Source organism: Flavitalea sp., from assembly GCF_035489435.1.
Lineage (GTDB): Bacteria > Bacteroidota > Bacteroidia > Chitinophagales > Chitinophagaceae > DATHKG01.
In genome coordinates this window covers 1-14830 of record NZ_DATHKG010000012.1, presented here as the reverse complement: position 1 = coordinate 14830, position 14830 = coordinate 1, and the positions used below count along the sequence as shown (strand labels likewise).

Genomic DNA, 14830 nt, shown 5'->3' with positions numbered 1-14830 from the left:
GATTGCTTGCGAATTAGATGAAAAGAAAGCAAATGCAATGATGCACAACCGAAATTTTGGTAGCTAAGATTGGTTAAGATTGTTGCAAATGGAATTTTGGCAATCGTTTTTCCGATAACCGCGTGGCTGGCAATTGTAATTCAGAGAACTGTAACACAGCAATGTCATTTCAATTTCTGCAATGCCGATAATTTCAATGCCGGTTATTGCAATAAAGCGAATGTTGAATTATGTTGTACAAGTCGCATATCCCCTAAGTGAACGAGATTAGAACGTGCAGGATGGGCCTGAGGTTGGTTTGATTGCCACCTTCGATTCCTGTTCGGAGTTACCCAAAGCCGATCAGGGCCCAACAACCCCTAGCACAACATGAATACCTAAAAAAGCCGATCAGGGAACTAAAAGCCGATCGGAGACAACAGCAGAGAGCGGCAAAACGAAACGTATTAACCAGGAATCACAGTGGCAAATCAAACTAACCGAAAGGCCCATCCGGCGAAGGGAAGAACCGAGTGAACGCCATGAACGAGCAAAATCAACAATGTAAAAATAATGAAGCTTCTCAGAAGCAAACATTCACGCACAAATTTGCCAGGTTTGAATCTTAAAAATGCAAAGTAGCAAAGTCTTATCTCGTACCAACAAATGGTTGTTGCCTTTGAGGACTTATACGGCTGTTTGCTGGATAGACGGGATAAGTACTTCTGTCTATACCAATACTGCCGGAGATAGAGAAAGTTTTCTCATCATTTATATACATCAAACCTGCTTCGGCCCTTGAGTAGATACCAAACCCGTTTGAATTGAATCGGGTATTGCCAGGGTTACTTTTATAGATGTTGAAGTCGTTAAATGAACGGTTATAAGTAAAATAAGATGGAGCCACAGATACACCTGCGAATGCATATAAATTCTTAGTTAACCTGCGGTTTAATTGCATGCCAATAGGTGCGGAGATTACCGAGGTGTTGCCGCCATTAAAAAATCCAAAACCACTCGAAATGCCCGCATATTTATTTAGTGACCAGTTCCTGTTTAATGTGTTGCTGTCCATCTGTTGATTATAATGTGGAAAACCACCCATTTGGGTATTGTTCACAATAGCCAGAGGCACACCCTGTTGAGCATTCCCTGCCAGGAAAAACAGGCATCCAAATATTAAAAACAGTACTCGCATTCCGGAAGATTAGGCTCTAAAAATAACGGTTATTCAGACATAATTAGCTTAAAATTCTCATTTTAACAAGTGCAGATACTTTATTCCCGGTAAAGACATTTACTTTAGTCCCGGTATAGACAGACAATTTATTGCCGATATAGTCAGACAATTATTCCCAGCATACTGCAGATACTTTATTCCCGGTATAGTTTTGCCGCTGCCTTCAACATGGGAAATTGATTTTGGTGCCAGTACGGATAAGGGGGTAGGATCTCACTGGCTTTGTCAAGCTTTTTCACCTGCTCTACCGTTAGATTCCACCCTACTGCACCGAGGTTTTGCTTCAGTTGTTTAGCATCCCTTGCTCCAATGATAATGTTTGATACAGTCGGCCTTTGCAGCAACCAATTCAGCGCAATCTGGGACAAGGTTTTACCTGTTTCGTGCACTAACTCGTCCAGTGCATCCACGATGTCGTATAAGCGCTCATCATCCGCTAAAGTATTCACTACGGGGCTTCCGCCTTGTGCCACTCTCGCATCTTCAGGAAATGGTTGGTTCCTGCGGTATTTGCCGGTTAACTTTCCACTGGCTAAAGGACTCCAGATAATGGCGCCGATTTTTTGATCTATACCCAGGGGCATTAGTTCCCATTCATAGTCCCGGTTAAGTAACGAATAGTAAGTCTGATGCGCGATATATTTTGACCAGCCGTAGCGTTCAGATATTGAGAGCGATTTCATTAAATGCCAGCCCGAAAAATTAGAGCAGGCTATATACCGGACTTTCCCGCTTTGAATAAGATTGTCTAAAGTCTTCAGCGTTTCTTCCATCGGGGTATTGGCGTCAATACCATGCAGGTGGTAAATATCAATATGATCAGTATCTAATCGTTTTAAACTTTCCTCGCAGGATTTCACAATATTAAAGCGTGACGAACCAAAATCGTTGACCTCGTCCGTCATAGGAAAAGTAACTTTTGTTGAGATCAAAACTTTGTTCCTTATTCCTTTAATAGCCTGGCCCAAAATCTCTTCTGAAGCACCACGCGAATAAACGTTTGCCGTGTCGAAAAGATTTACGCCTGCATCCAGGCAAAGGTTCACAAGGGTCTTGGCTTCATCAACTGATGTAGATCCCCATGCTTTGAAAAAATCAGTGCCACCCCCAAAAGTTCCTGTGCCAAAGCTCAAAACCGGGACCCTTAAACCTGAGTTTCCTAATTGTCTGTATTCCATTTTAAGATTATAGTTGGTTGAGATTATAGTTGGTTAAGATTATAGTTGGTTAAGACTATAGTTGGTTAAGACTATAGTTGGTTAAGATTATAGTTGGTTAAGACTATAGTTGGTTAGATTATACATGGTTCAATTGTATTCGGCTCAATTGTATTCGGTTCAGTGGGTAAGAATATACATTGTTAAGATTATAATTGTTAAGATTATACATTGTTAAGATTATACGTTGTTAAGATTATACATTGTTAAGAATATACATTGTTAAGATTATAAGTAGTAAGGATTAGACGTTGTTCAATTGTATGTTGCTAATCAATTTAAATTCGTTTCTTGATTACCTGCCGTCCCTGTTTAAACTTTCAGCCATCTCTTCCAAAGGTATCGAATATCAATGTTTAAAAATACCTGCAAATGTCCCTTACACGCCTCCGGCTCAAATGACGGTACATCATATCTGCCGGGTCTATTCTAAATTCTTACATTTAGTAAGCAGTTTTCGAAAACAAACCAACTCCGTAGGCGGTTTTCGAAAAATAAGCCAACCCTATAAGCAGTTTTCAAAAAACAAACCAACTATGTAAGCACTTTTCGAAAAAATAAACCAGCAGATATGCAGCAACGAAAACATTATTGCACAATCAATCAATTCTTTCCTCTTCCGTTCTATTACCTGTTTGTCATTTTTCTACCTGCTCTTGCATGTGGACAGCATGAACATGAAAAAGCACAGAATAATAATAATGCTGCCTTACCAATAATTGAAAATGTTGAACCGCAGCCTTTGATCTCCCAGGCATTGCGAATAGATCAGGCCCTGCAATTTCTTGGTAGTTCTTTAAACAAAGAAGACAGGGACCGATTGATGGAATTAAAAAAGAAAAAGCCTGGAGCTGAAGTTGTGAAAGAAATCCAGCAGATCCTTGACCCATATTGTCTGGCAGGAGTAAATATCAATCCGGAAGCCAGAGTAATGGTCACAAGAGGCCCGGCCAGACCTGTTCTTATTCAAGGCGGGTGGACAAGTTTTCTTGTTAAGATCCATAATGAATCCGGCGCAACTTCGCAGCTTGAAGTTGAAAGTGCCAATGCAGCACCAATGTTTCATGGCTCACAAAACGGTGCACATGCAAAGGCTTCTAATCATCTGGATAGCGGTGATGTTGCCAATCGTTTTCTTGAAATCGGAATGTACCGGAACCGCCCTTTGGAACCAAAGCTTTCAGGATTGAAACTGGAATACGGCATAATTCAATTATATAGCCGGGACAGGGGTCAGCGTGAGGTGAATTTGGGGTTCAGTATCGGGCAAGGCACTAAAGACCTTGCATTCAGAAATGCTATGAGTGTGTTGTTTGCCATAATGCCATCAGTAACAGTAGAATTTGCCATAAAAAATGATGATGGTAAACCAGCGATGGGTTCATTTATCATAACTGATAGTATTCAACGTTTGCAGACTAACAATTATAGATTAACCCTTGCCCAAAACGAGTTCGGTGTGCTTTCTAAAAGACTCGTGGGCATTTATCCCTTACCATCAAGAAGAATGGCTGAGACAGATGAATACCCGGATTTTTATTTTCAGCCACAAGTATATCGCTATGATGGGGAACATGTGTCGTTGTCACCCGGATCCTACCAGGTAAACTTCACACGTGGCCCGGAGTATATTTCGCAGACGATTGGGCTGCAGGTTCCAAAGGGAGTGTCAAAAATTCAACAATCTTTCAGACTGAAACGATGGATCAATATGGCTTCGCTGGGATGGTACAGCGCGGACCATCATATACATGCCGCCGGATGCAGCCATTATGAGAGTCCGGAAGAAGGAGTTGCGCCACCGGCAATGTTCCGTCAATCATTGGGCGAAGGCCTTGATATGTCAACAGTTTTATCATGGGGTCCGGGATGGTATAATCAGAAGAAATATTTCATGGGAAAGTTGAGCTCGTTGTCAACTGCGGGTAACCTTATGCGTTATGATGTAGAAGTATCAGGGTTTCCATCTTCACATGCCGGGCATATTGTTTTGCTTGACCTCGATGAGGATGACTATCCTGGCACAAGTACCATTGAGCAATGGCCAAGCTGGACGCAACCGGTGCTTACCTGGGCCCAAAGCCAGGGTGGAATTACCGGTTATGCTCATTCCGGTTGGGGTCTCGAACCAATCACACTAACAACGGAATTACCAAACTATATTCTGCCAAAAATGGATGGCATTGGTGCCAATGAATATGTGGTCACTGTAACCCAGGGGAAAGTTGATTTTTTCAGTGCAGGTGATACACCCGCACCCTGGGAGTTGAACATGTGGTATCATACACTTAACTCCGGCTTCAGAACCAGGCTCAGCGGCGAAACAGATTTTCCCTGCATCTTTGATGAACGGGTAGGTCTTGCCAGGAGTTATTTCAAAACGGGTAACGGACTAAGTTATGAAGGTTATATAAACTCAATTAAAGCCGGCCGCAGCTATGTATCCGATGGGAGATCTCATATCATTGATTTTTCGGTAAACGGTATCGAAATGGGAGTGGGGAACAGTGAATTAAAGCTCGCCGGCGGAGGCAATATAAAAGTGACGGCAAAAGCAACTGCTTATCTATCAGAAAAGCAGGATGAAGCTGCTGAGGCCATTGCGGGAAGACCGCTAACAGAGCCACCGTATTGGAACACTGAAAGAGCAAGAATTAAAACATCCCGTAAAATCTCAGTGGAACTCATTGTAAATGGGGAAGCTAAAGCGAAATCTGAAATTAATGCCGATGGTAAATGGAGCGATCTCAATTTTAATTACCAGCTTCAACGATCTGCCTGGATCGCGTTACGAATATATCCAGCTGCACATACCAACCCGGTTTTTGTAATTGTTGATAACAAACCCATCCAGGTTAAGAAAAGTGCAGAATGGTGCAGACTGGCAGTTGATCAATGCTGGAAAACCAAAGAGCCAAATATCCGGAAAGAAGAAAAACAAGCTGCGGAGTCGGCTTATAAAATTGCGGGCACTATTTATGACGGAATCATTAAAAGTTCAAATCAATAAAAGTGTTAAATAAAAGAGCTAATAAAAGTGCTAATAAAAGTGTTAAATCTTAAACCCAACAATTTTACCCAAGATTCCCACCAATTCTATTATAAATGAGTTCGGGATGCCAGGTTCTTTTCTTGCCAAAAACCATACGTTTTGCTGTTCGAAACGGTTCGAAATGATTCCGTTCAAAGTATTGCCTGGCGTTGATATTATCAACCGGGAATATGCACACATCTTTTGTTTTTATCCGGAATTCCATCAGGGCGATGCCTGCAGACGAAGTGCCGGCTGATATTATTCCCTCACCGGCAGCAGGTAAATAAAACCCTTCAAGAACTTCGTTATTGAAATAGACCATGCCCTGATCAAGATGATCCTGTAAATAGACAGTTCTTTCTTCCCCTGAAACATGTTTATCCAATGCCAGTAACTCAGCCTTGAACGCCGGCTGATAGGGTTCAATATTATCGGGCTGTTTGAGATTACCGGGCTGTTCCGGCAATGGTTTTGGCCTGGCTTCTTTAAATCCGGTCTCTTTAAATCTGACTTCTTTAAAAAAGAGATATTCTGTATCTGTCTTAAACCCCAGTCCTGTATAAACAGGTTCACCAAGATCAGTCGCAATCAACGACAATAAATCACAGTGTCTTGAGAGTGCAACATCCATCAATGTTTTTGTGATCAGTTGTCCAATTCCTTTTTGCCGCTCAGCAGGATGAACAATGATATGCGCCAGCCAAGCGGAGTCATGATGAACAATAGTTGTGCCTATGCCAACCAGTTTATCATCGTTCGTAAACTTAAGCGGAAAACAGCATGAGGATTTAAGATACATCACATGAGCGGGCATGATGCTTCCCCATCCCTCTGGTTGCAAAGCTGGCAGTAAATGCAAATCCTCTTTCCCAAGCGGATGTATCTCCAGGGCCATTTAATATTTGTTACCGGCCGTTAGCGCGAAGAATAGTAATATCTTTTTTAATCTGGTCGTCGTAGGTTTTCTTTACGATATAGTGCCAGTTCTGAGCTGAAACATCAACAAAAAAGAGTTCCCCTTTTTTGTGATTTTTTACGGCTTCTTCAAATTCCTTAGGCATCATCTCAGGGCCAAAAAACCAGCCGGTATCGCCCTTGGTAGTATTGCCATCCATGGTATACTGATCTGAAAGTTGTTCAAATGAGGTGCCCGCATTTGCTTTAGCCACAATAATTTTTTTCAGACTATCTACTTCTGAAGTTGATAAACTTCCGCCATCCAGGAAAATATAATTCGCGCGATAGGCCACTGTCTCAGTACCCTCGAGCACCTTGTAAGTAACATAACCAACATTTACGATGTCGCCCTTTTTTTGGCGTAAAAGGCGCTTATCAAGCAAGGAAGAATCTTTGCCATAGGAAAGTTTATAAATCGTTGGTTTAAGGGCTGCATTTGCATCAATGAATTTTTGAGCATCCTGCATGGTATTGATCTTCTGGAATTGCTCGGTTACGGTCGGCTGAGCAAAAAGGGTTGCTGAAAACAGGAGGAATAAGCCCACAAGGCTATTTTTCATATGTCTACTTTTTGAGTTGCGGTGCATTTTTACTGTCACCACCTGGGTGAACGAAATCAATTATATCGAGCGAATAAAGATACCGAATTAGCTACATTTCAGATTGCCCGGGCCGGCGGCGATCCATGTTTTAATAGTTAATTTATTCTAAAATACCCATATTGCCATGTATATGCGCTGCTTTCCGATTAAAAATCTTAACGGTGAGTTTTTCAACTTGTTTTCAACTTGCCGATGAATGATTCCAGATGAATGATTCCATCAGCTCGGCTTCAATTTTAACGGGTGTCGGAAATCTTCCATTAACTTTAGGAAGGCTAAAAATTCAAAACCATTATTATTATGAAACTAACTTTTTTAACTTTTGCTGCCTTTCAACTGGCCCTGGCCTGTAGCTCACAAACTTCCATTCCGAGTGCAGAAGTGCAGATAAAGGGAGCGCTGCTGGCTGCTCCTGCGGAGAAAAAAGATGGAGCCATGGTTTATGGTTATTCCGATAAGGGTGACCTGGTCGTGCTGAAAAAAGGAACAAATGAATTTATTTGCCTGGCTGATGATCCGGCACAGGCTGCTTTTTCTGTTGCCTGTTATCATAAAGATCTTGAGCCCTTCATGGAAAGGGGAAGAGCATTGAAAAAACAGGGGAAGGATATGAAAGAGATATTTGATACAAGAGAGGCAGAAGTGAAATCCGGGAAACTGAAGATGCCAAAACAGCCAACTACCTTATTCGTCTATACAGCTTCAAATGAAAATTATAACCGGACAACAGGGGATGTGACTGATGGGTATATACGTTCTGTAGTTTATATTCCATATGCCACCCCGGAAACCACCGGTCTTCCTTTGAAACCGGCAGGTCCCGGCATGCCATGGTTGATGCACCCCGCTACCCACGGCGCACATATTATGATCAGTCCGCCAAAGTCAAAATAAAAAAAGCCACCTTAATATGTTAAGGTGACTTTTTGATGTTTTATGAAAATGATCAGGGATATACTATTGCATTTTCATCCAGGATCACCACTTTTGGTAAGCGCAAGTCCCTTCATAGAGGTGGTGGCTAAAAGTTATTCCGTTTTCAGACTTTTAATAGGGTTAATCAGCGCGGTTTTTATTATCTCTTTGCTGATTACCAGTAATGAAATAACAACAAGAAAAAATACCGGAATCAAAAACATCCACCAGCTTAACGGTATATGATAGGCATAAGTACCCAACCATTTATTCATAATATACCCGGAAAGAGGTAGAGCAATAATGAGAGCCGCAATAAGCAATTGCATAAAATCTTTTGTCATCAGTTTCAGCAGACCTGTCATTGTAGCACCCAGCACTTTGCGAATTCCGATCTCCTTTGTTCGCTGAACAGTTATGAGCGCCACCAACCCATACAATCCAAGGCAGGATACAAAGATTGCAAGCATTGTAAAACCAGTAAACAGGATAGAAGTGATCCGGTCTTTTTGGTATTGATTGTTTACCATCTCATCAAAAAATTCGTAGTCAATAGCAATTGATGGAAATCTTGATCTGAATAATTCCTTTACAACAGGGAGATGAACAGGTTTTATTTTAACTGTAATGGTATTGATCGGATAAGTATCATAAACCAGTACCAGCGGTTCAACGACATTATGCAGTGATTTATAATAGAAGTTTTTCACGACACCGACTACCTGGCCATTTTTGCCCCATGCTGATATTTTCTTTCCCAGGCCAGATTTCCATCCCATCTCTTTTACAAAAGCTTCGTTTACAAGGAACCCTTCCATTTTATCTGTACTAAAGCTGTCTGACAAATTTCTTCCTTCCAGCAAGTCTATTTTGAAAACATTTAAAAATTCCGGATCGATGGCATAATAGTTACACATCATATCGCGCTTTTTTCCTTCAGCCTCAGTGATTGCCGGGCCTATGGTGAGGCCATCTTCCGTCATGCCACTACCTATGGTAAGGCCAGTGATTTCGGGGCGTTGCAGCAAGTCGTTGCGGAAAGCATTCACTGAAATCGCGGATCCTGAATCGCGTGGCATATTTAAGTTTAACAACTGCTCTTTGCTAAAGCCAAGATCCTTTTCTTCGATGAATTTCATCTGGTTATAAATCACAGTAGTTCCCATGATTAATCCGGCTGCTATAACAAACTGTGTTACTGAAACCGTCTTACGCAGCCATACTCCCCTGCCGGTATTTCTCCAGCTACCCTTCAATACTTTCACCGGCTGAAAGGAAGATAATACAAAGGCAGGATACAAACCTGCAAGAATCAGGGTTGATAAAAATACCACCATGGTAAATATTGTTACCTGTACCCAATTCACTGTCAGTTCGGTATCAAGCAGCTTGTTAAAAAAAGACAAGCCAAGGGCGACAAATGCGCAGCCAGCCAAATACGAAATAGAAATTAGTAATAAGGATTCAAAAAGGAATTGACGTATCAATTGAATTGGTTTTGCGCCACTCACTTTCCGTATCCCTACTTCACGCGCACGTTCAACCGATTTCGCGGTTGACAGATTTATATAATTAAGCAAGGCGATGATTAATATAAATACAGCAAGTAATGAGAATATATAAATGGTTTGCTTGTTACCTTTGGGTGTATCTGCCAGTTTGCCCTGGCTAAAATGTACCTCAGATAATAGTTCTGATTCAAACTCCACATGGTATTCTTTATCCCCCATTTTATCCAGTTCCGGTTGAACATATTTTGAGCTAAACTGATTTATTTTCCTGGTAAAATTTTGAAGATTGGGTTTTGATTTAAATAATACATAAGTATATACCCAATCATCCATCCATGCTGTGGTTTTAGAGAAGTTGGTTGATAACAGACCTTTGATAAAAAGATCGCTGTTCGCTGGCCGGTCTTTAACCACACCTGTTACCAGCAGTGGCAAACCATTCGTCATCATAGTTTTGCCCAGCGCCGGCGATCGGCCAAAGTATTTAATGGCTACTGATTTTGTGATAATCACCGTATTGGGCTCTGTCAGTGCGTTGGTTTTGGATCCTTCCAGGAAATCGAAATCGAATATGGAAAAAATGGTTGTATCGCTTTTATAAAAATCTTCTTCTCTTAGATACTCGTTGGCTACTTTGAAAGTAAGGGGTGCAGCCTCCAGGCGAACTGCTGATTCTACTTCGGGAAATCCCCGTCTTAACGCGTCTGCCAGGGGAATAGGTGCATTAGCAAGAACCAGGTCTGATTCGGGGGCATGCACCCGGGTTGCGACACGGGTGATACGATCTGATTTTAAATTATACCTGTCATATCCCAATTCATGCTGAACATAGATATATATGATCATACAGGCAGCAATGCCAATAGAGAGACCAAGAATGTTTATTACTGAGAGAACTTTGCGCTTCAATAAATTTCGCCAGGCAATTTTCAGGTAGCTTTTGATCATAGAATTAGTTGAGGATAATAACGAAGAAAAAGCCGGATCCGCCACTGGTCTGCTGCAATCTTGCGATTTTTTTTTTAAACCTAAACACAACGCAAAACTTTTAGGGATTTCCTAACAGTTCAGGGACTTCGACTGCAGCAAACAGTAATGATCTTAAAACAATACTTAACACAAAAGCTGCTATGGGAAACAAACCGGTAATTGTTTCGCTTGTATTATCAAATCCTTTTGTGCCTGCAGAATTCGAAAAAGAAGCGCCGGGTATTATTGTAAGTTTTGGGGTGCAGGACCAGGCATTGCTTGATATCATTTCAGGCGCGGCTAATCCTTCGGGGCTTTTGCCTATACAACTGCCGGCGAATATGAAAACGGTAGAAGAACAAAAAGAAGACGTACCGCATGATATGGAATGTTATGTTGATTCTGAAGGAAACAAATATGATTTCAGTTTTGCGCTCAGCTTCAAGGGTGTGGTTATCGATAACAGAACAGCAAAGTATAAGCATAAGCGATGATGCATCTGCGTTAGCCATCATCTGCACTTCCGGTTTAGCACAACTCCGAAAGCTTAACAATAGCTATTCAGTTTCCTTTTTGGGAATAAAAGTAGCTGTTGTCGGGCTGTTTACTGGTTTCACAGTTTGCAGATAATTGTAAATAGCTTTCAGTTCAACATCGGACATGAGCTTAAACGAGCTCCATGGCATAGGTGAACCTTCAAGCAGTTTACCATTTCTGAACCTGGCGATGAACGCTTCCTGGCTCCATTGCCAGATGCGACCGGTAAAATGAGGTGTCAGGTTGGGAGGTATAAAAGTTCCTGCTTTTTCTTCAAATGGTCCTCCACCCGCAAAAAGCTCCCCGGTATATCCGCCTGTCAAATCTCTTTTGGTATGACAACCACTACAGTTTGCAACGCTCAGTGCCAGGTATTTACCATAAGCGGCTGAAGTATCTATTTTTATTGATTTTGGTACCTCACCTTCCGGACCAACCGGCTTCACCATAAAGGCTTTGACCATGTTTCCCACAACGTTCAGATTGTGTTCAGGCACCTCATTCCGGACTGGTTTTAAGGATCTTAGATAAGAAATTATACTTACCAGGTCATCATCTGTCATATTATGAAAGGGCATAAAATCAAAGACTGCTGTGCCATTGGCGTGAACCCCATAACGAAGAACACGTGCAATTTCCTGGTCACTTCGTTTACCTATCCCCGTTAGTGTATCAGGAGTGATATTTTTTGAGAATATATCACCAACCGGAAGCGAAAATTTAAAGCCGCCGGATAATGGTAATTCCGCACTGGTTTCAAGCAGGGAATCAGCGCTTCTGGTACCGTGGCAGTCGCCACAATGGGCCGCACCCAGAACGAGGTCCCTTCCCCTGGAAATAACAGCAGTATCTTTTGAAGCGATTATTTCAGGAAATGGCGCCTCGTATTTGATATTCTGACGCAAAGGCACAATGGCGCTTATACAAATAATTATGAGCAATACAAGTGCACCGGCCCATTTAAAGATTCTTTTAATCATCGGTTCGAGTTTTAAGGTCTCCCGAAGATAGAATTGGAGGTACGCCTGGTAAATGCCAAACTGCCTGCGTTGAACAAATGAAAGCATGAAACAGGCAGATCGATGTATGAAGATTTAAGTTAACATTGCTTAATAAACCTGCATCATGAAGACGATATTGCTGCTTGCTTTCTTTTTTGCTCAAATGCAAATCTTCTCACAGCCAACCACCGAAAGCTATCCTGTTGACCCGGCATCAGTTGAAAAAAGCGGAGTGCCAAAGGGAGAAGTATTAAAATTCTCTTTTAACCAATCAAAAATTTTCCCGGGAACTTTTCGCGAATACTGGATTTACATTCCTATTCAATATAGTCCCGATAATCCGGCATGTGTTTATGTGAACCAGGATGGAATACAATGGAAGGCCCCGGTGGTATTCGATAATCTCATTCATCAAAAAGAAATGCCAGTAACGATCGGTGTATTTGTTACCCCTGGAAAAGTAGTTGCAGCAAATGCTCAGGGTGCTCTTGACCGGTTTAACCGTAGTTATGAATATGATGGTTTGGGCGATAACTATGTACGGTTTATTCTGGAAGAACTTTTGCCCGAAGTCGAAAAACAAAAGACTTCTGATGGTCGCGCTATCCGGCTTTCAAAGAACGGTAATGACCGTGCAATCGGGGGTGCCAGCAGCGGTGCGGTCTGTGCTTTTACTGCAGCCTGGGAAAGGCCCGATCAGTTTTCCAGGGTGTTCAGTTCCATTGGTACTTATGTTGGTTTGAGAGGCGCTGATCATTATTCAACGATGGTCCGCAAATATGAACCAAAGGCGATCCGCGTTTTTTTGCAGGACGGTTCGAATGATCTGAATATTTATGCAGGAGATTGGTGGAAAGCAAACGAGTCGATGGAGCGTGCGCTTACTTTTTCAGGTTACGAAGTAAAACATGTGTGGGGTGAAGGTGCTCATAATGGCCAGCATGGTAACGCAATATTCCCCGAGGCGATGCGATGGTTGTGGAAGGATTGGCCAAAGCAACCGGGAACCGGTAATTCAAAGAACCAGGTATTGGCGGATATCCTGATTCCAGGTGAAAACTGGGAACTGGTAGGAGAAGGATATAAGTTCACCGAAGGCACTGCTGTTAATGCTAAAGGCCAGATGTTTTACCAGGATATTCCCAACTCAAAAACATATTCAATAGATGCAGGTGGGAAACCGGTTCAGTTGGCATTAAATTCAAAAAGGGCAGCCGGAACAGCTTATGGCCCTGATGGTAAACGTTATATTGCAGCGACTGAAACAAAACAGGTAATAAGCTATGATGTTAACGGTAAAGAAAAATTGATTGCTGATAGTCTGGCAGCAAACGACCTTGTTGTTGCACACAACGGGAATATTTATGTTACCTCACCAAACGGGTCTGATAAGCCAGGAAACATAATCCTGATCAGGCCGGATGGCGAAAAATTGCTTGTTGATGCCGGTTTGAAATTTCCAAACGGAATCGCCATCTCGCCAGATCAAACCCAGCTTTATGTTACTGAGTCTACCTCCCATTGGGTTTGGATCTATAGCATTATGCCTGATGGTACATTGATCAACAGGCAACGTTATGGCTGGTTGCATGAACCTGATAACCGTGAAAATGCCTGGGCAGATGGTTTAAAATGCGACACTGCCGGCCGCGTATATGTTACGGGCTGGTTGGGTGTACAGGTCCTCGATCAATTGGGTCGGGTAAATGCTATCCTCCCGTTGCCTTCAGGCCAGGCATCTAACTGTGCATTCGGTGGCCCGGACTTCAACGTTTTATATGTTACCTGCGGTGATAAAGTATACAGGAGGAAATTGAAAACAAGGGGAGCAAATTCTTTTGAAAAGCCTGTGAAGCCTGCAGTTCCGAGATTATAGATAGCCTCGCGTCTTTCGACAGCGTGGTTGACTAATTTTGAATTGTTGATGTTGCAGGTTCATGGCGTTCACTCGGTTCTTCCCTTCGCCGGATGGGCCTTTCGGTTGGTTTGATTTGCCACTGTGATTCCTGGTTAATACGTTTCGTTTTGCCGCTCTCTGCTGTTGTCTCCGATCGGCTTTTAGTTCCCTGATCGGCTTTGTTAGGGTTTCTTCAAGTGCTGGTTGCAGTATCGCCCTGATCGGCTTTGGGTAACTCCGAACAGGAATCGAAGGTGGCAATCAAACCAACCTCAGGCCCATCCTGCACGTTCTAATCTCGTTCACTTAAGGGATATGCGACTTGTACAACAAAATTCAACATTCACTTATTGCAATAACCGGCATTGACATTATCGGCATTGCAGAAATTGAAATGACATTGTTGTGTTACCGTTCTCTGAATTACTGTTGCCAGCTATCCGGTTATCGGAAAAACGCTTGCCAAAATCCATTTGCAACAATCTTAACCAATCTTAGCTACTGAAATTTCGGTTGTGCATCAGTGCATTTGCATTCTTTTCATCTAATTCGCAAACAATCTGCAACTCGCAAGCAATCTGGTAACAGTGCATTAATAATATTTCCCATAGGGCCAAGGAAAAAATAACGATGGGTATTGCATCGTTGCTCGTTATAGCCTGGCAATGATTCAGCGTAGTAATGATTTAGTGCTTGGGGATGACAGCGTTTATGGGTAGCAACGTTTACGGATAGCAGTTTTACGGATAGCAGTTTTGCGGATAGCAGTTTTGCGGATGGCTGTGTTTGCGGATGGCGTTTTTTTGCAGATGGCTGCGTTATCTCCTCCAATCGAATGTAAGATCGGTTTGTATATTAGATCGTGAAGGGAATTGCAAAACGAATATCAGCTCAATTGTCAATTAGCGCTAAATAAGTGATTGGCTTATACACATGATTTGATGCTGATTGAATGATGAGACAAGGAACCT

At 42.2% G+C, this 14830-nt stretch carries 10 protein-coding genes; 4 read left to right on the top strand and 6 right to left on the bottom strand.

Annotated elements, in window-relative coordinates:
- Positions 1-628 precede the first annotated feature (628 nt).
- Positions 629-1177: a hypothetical protein gene (locus VK664_RS01160; RefSeq protein ID WP_461396757.1), complete on the bottom strand. Its 549-nt coding sequence runs from the start codon at positions 1175-1177 to the stop codon at positions 629-631.
- A gap of 176 nt (positions 1178-1353) precedes the next feature.
- Positions 1354-2397: an aldo/keto reductase gene (locus tag VK664_RS01155; protein WP_461396756.1), complete on the bottom strand. Its 1044-nt coding sequence runs from the start codon at positions 2395-2397 to the stop codon at positions 1354-1356.
- A gap of 610 nt (positions 2398-3007) precedes the next feature.
- Between VK664_RS01155 and VK664_RS01150 the strand changes: the two genes are divergently transcribed.
- Positions 3008-5446: a CehA/McbA family metallohydrolase gene (locus tag VK664_RS01150; RefSeq protein WP_461396755.1), complete on the top strand. Its 2439-nt coding sequence runs from the start codon at positions 3008-3010 to the stop codon at positions 5444-5446.
- 64 nt (positions 5447-5510) lie between these two features.
- Here VK664_RS01150 and VK664_RS01145 read toward each other — a convergent pair whose 3' ends face one another.
- The gene (locus tag VK664_RS01145) at positions 5511-6365 is read right to left on the bottom strand and encodes a GNAT family N-acetyltransferase (protein WP_461396754.1); all 855 of its coding nucleotides are present in this window, start codon (positions 6363-6365) and stop codon (positions 5511-5513) included.
- A gap of 10 nt (positions 6366-6375) precedes the next feature.
- Complete coding sequence (locus VK664_RS01140; RefSeq protein ID WP_461396753.1) at positions 6376-6987, bottom strand: peptidylprolyl isomerase; 612 nt, start codon at positions 6985-6987, stop codon at positions 6376-6378.
- Positions 6988-7329: 342 nt separating this feature from the next.
- Here VK664_RS01140 and VK664_RS01135 point away from each other — a divergent pair, with 342 nt between their 5' ends.
- Entirely contained in the window at positions 7330-7923 is a 594-nt protein-coding gene (locus tag VK664_RS01135; protein ID WP_461396752.1) for a hypothetical protein, read from the top strand.
- A 134-nt stretch (positions 7924-8057) separates the two neighbouring features.
- On the opposite strand, the gene VK664_RS01130 is transcribed toward VK664_RS01135, so the two are convergent.
- On the bottom strand, positions 8058-10403 hold the full coding sequence (locus VK664_RS01130; protein ID WP_461396751.1) for an ABC transporter permease: 2346 nt from the start codon (positions 10401-10403) through the stop codon (positions 8058-8060).
- 161 nt (positions 10404-10564) lie between these two features.
- Between VK664_RS01130 and VK664_RS01125 the strand changes: the two genes are divergently transcribed.
- A complete protein-coding gene (locus VK664_RS01125) occupies positions 10565-10918 on the top strand; it encodes a glycoside hydrolase family 3 C-terminal domain-containing protein (RefSeq protein WP_461396758.1) in 354 nt (117 codons plus the stop codon).
- Between the two features lie 63 nt (positions 10919-10981).
- Here the strand turns inward: VK664_RS01125 and VK664_RS01120 are convergent, their stop codons facing one another.
- A complete protein-coding gene (locus VK664_RS01120; RefSeq protein WP_461396750.1) occupies positions 10982-11941 on the bottom strand; it encodes a c-type cytochrome in 960 nt (319 codons plus the stop codon).
- A gap of 145 nt (positions 11942-12086) precedes the next feature.
- Here VK664_RS01120 and VK664_RS01115 point away from each other — a divergent pair, with 145 nt between their 5' ends.
- Complete coding sequence (locus VK664_RS01115) at positions 12087-13838, top strand: SMP-30/gluconolactonase/LRE family protein (RefSeq protein ID WP_461396749.1); 1752 nt, start codon at positions 12087-12089, stop codon at positions 13836-13838.
- Positions 13839-14830: the final 992 nt, after the last annotated feature.